At 49.0% G+C, this 2,614-nt stretch carries 2 protein-coding genes; both read left to right on the top strand.

The window, feature by feature from the left end:
• A partial coding sequence (locus tag J3U88_RS33965) for an RHS repeat domain-containing protein (protein ID WP_207863672.1) occupies positions 1–1,782 on the top strand: 1,782 nt, incomplete at its 5' end.
• Positions 1,783–1,810: 28 nt separating this feature from the next.
• Complete coding sequence (locus J3U88_RS33960; protein WP_207863671.1) at positions 1,811–2,302, top strand: hypothetical protein; 492 nt, start codon at positions 1,811–1,813, stop codon at positions 2,300–2,302.
• Positions 2,303–2,614 lie beyond the last annotated feature (312 nt).

Genomic DNA, 2,614 nt, shown 5'->3' with positions numbered 1-2,614 from the left:
CTCACGCGCATCGAACGCAAAGCGGGCTCCTTCAGCGAAATCATCGAACCCGCCTACAACAGCGACGAACACCTGACCGGCGTCACCATCAACCGCAACAGCAACGGCGTCACCGACCAAATCCAAGAAAGCTACGGTACGGTACAAAACCAACTGCTGGGCGGTTTAACCCGCCTGCTCAACAACCAAATCCTGGTCAACGAACAATTGGCGGCCGAAGCGGGCGCGGACAACCGCCGCATCCACCAACGCACCGGCGCGGCGGGCGCGACGGAACCAAGCGGCACCGACCAATACAGCTACGATCCAATCCTGGGCAACTTGCAACAAATCGACTACCGCGACGGGACGGTGCGCACCTTCGTGTGGGACGGTTTCCGCCGCCTGCGCGAGATCCGCGACGACAACAACCTAACCGCCCAATACCACTACGATCACCAATACCGGCGCATCCGCGCGGCCACCCAACACCACCCGCAACCGCTGGCTTTCGCCTACGAGGGGAGCAAAGTCATCGCCATCGGCCTGTACGAGGGACCGGGTCAAGTCCAATGGACCCATGCCGTCGGCCAAGGCCCACTCGGGCCGGCCTTCATCAAAGACCTGACCGGCGCGGGCATGGACTACCACATCTTCACCGACCACCTCGGCACGCCACTGGCGTACAAAAACGCCAACACGGGAACAATTTACATCAACCCGCGTTCACCCTGGGGCGAATCCTTGGCCAACACACCGACGCGAGGTTCCCCCTACACCACCCAAAACTTCAGCCTCCCCCCGGACCCCATCTTCCCAACAACCCCCCTCGGCCTAAGCGGCCACCTAGAAGACGCGGACACCGGCCTAACCTACATGCACCACCGGTTTTACGACCCACAACTAGGCCACTTCCTAAACCCCGATTTCCGCGCCCCCGACATCTACGATCCAGCGACGTTTACTGAGCCTTATGCGTATGCCGCTGGTAACCCTGTATTATTCTGGGATCTCACTGGGTTAGCAATTGTTCAAGGTAATCTAACCCAAGAAGAAAGACAACTCCTCTTGATGGAACTTCGGAAAATAACAGGTTATGATAAGGGAGCGATTGATTTTGTTCATCACCAATTAAAGATTCTTGACGAAGACAAGTATTCAGGCGGGAGCGCGCATGCTCGTTCTTTGTTGCATGAATTCATCAGCGACGAGCGTGCAGTGATACTGCATGCTGGACACAGTAAAGAAGCCCGAGATACTTACAGTCTTGCAGCAACTTCAGTACCAAACAGAAGTGGATTCAGAGAGAAGGTGGTTCTTGATGTAGCAGACTTTTATTCGGAAGATGGGCTGAGTTTTCAATTGACAGAAGAAGGCAAGAAGCTTCAGGAATCTACTAGTAGAGACTTGATAGAAGAACTTCGAACTTCATCCGGTTTAGGTACAACATTTCTTCATGAGTTGTTCCATGTTTTCCGGAATAAAAAAGATCCTAGAAGAAGTGGTTTGAAAGGTCCTGTAGTGAAATCAATAAATATAATTCGAAACGAGCTTATTGTCCCCCAGCGAGACCACTACAAGGCAGTGTTGGTTTCATCAGACCCACTGAGTAGCCAATTTGGTGATGGGCGTATTTCTTTTTCCTTAGATGGAGTAGTTGTAGGCAATGTGATTCTTCACGAGAGCAAACTTTCGCCTGCGAATCTAAAAAACTTTCTAAGAGAAATTATCAGCAATCCTGAAAACAACTCAGGACTACGCGAACGTGCTTCAATCCGGCTGCGCAGAGAAGAGTTGAAGTAATTGATTTTCAAAAAGCAAGGTGGGAAAAATGTGTTTATTGATTGTTGAGTTCTTAATCAACTATAGCGAGCTCCAAAGGATTTCTTGTCTGGCGCTTTTGCGAACAGCTGAAGAGATAAGAATAGCGCCTGGCGAAGAGATTCACTTTAGCAATATTATTTATTTCGATCAAAGCCGTAATAAATTTGATTCATTTTCTGAGTTTGAAAAAAAAAGCGATCCTATCCTTTTCCCCTGGAGACTTCCAAAAGAAACGATGCCTATTGGTTTTTGCGCAGATAAAATTCTAGGACAAAAGACTGGAGCTACAAGCGTATGTCCAACCTATTATCAGATTACAGCCTCTTCTGTGTCAAGAAACAAAGATAGATTTTACCTTTTAACTACTGTTACTTATCATCTCACCGGACCTGAGTGCGAATCATATTATGACCCTAGAGGGCCTGTTGTTCTCATTGGATACCTTGATTATAGTACCTATACATTGAGTTTCGAGACGGTTTGGTTTACTGAGCGCTAATGTTACAGCGCAATGTCCCAAAAATAACGAGGCTGGCAATTCAAGATGAAATCCGCGCCACGAAAGGAAAATCCACCTTTCCCTTTGGTGAGAAATGGCAAAAATTTTGTGGGAAAGTAGGCTGTTTTTGGTGCAACGGACATATTTGGACGCACTTTGGCCTTAGATTTCGATTCAAATCCACCTAGTTCCTATCCTGAAACGCGATCATAAAAGTTGAGCAGGCCGCCCAGGCGGGTTCGCCGTCTGATCCTTCCCTCTGATTTGCCCTGCTTGCTGGACACCAGCCTATTTTCAAGACCTTGGTGTGGG

This window comes from Acanthopleuribacter pedis (assembly GCF_017377855.1).
GTDB lineage: Bacteria > Acidobacteriota > Holophagae > Acanthopleuribacterales > Acanthopleuribacteraceae > Acanthopleuribacter > Acanthopleuribacter pedis.
This window is presented reverse-complemented; position numbering and strand designations above follow the sequence as displayed.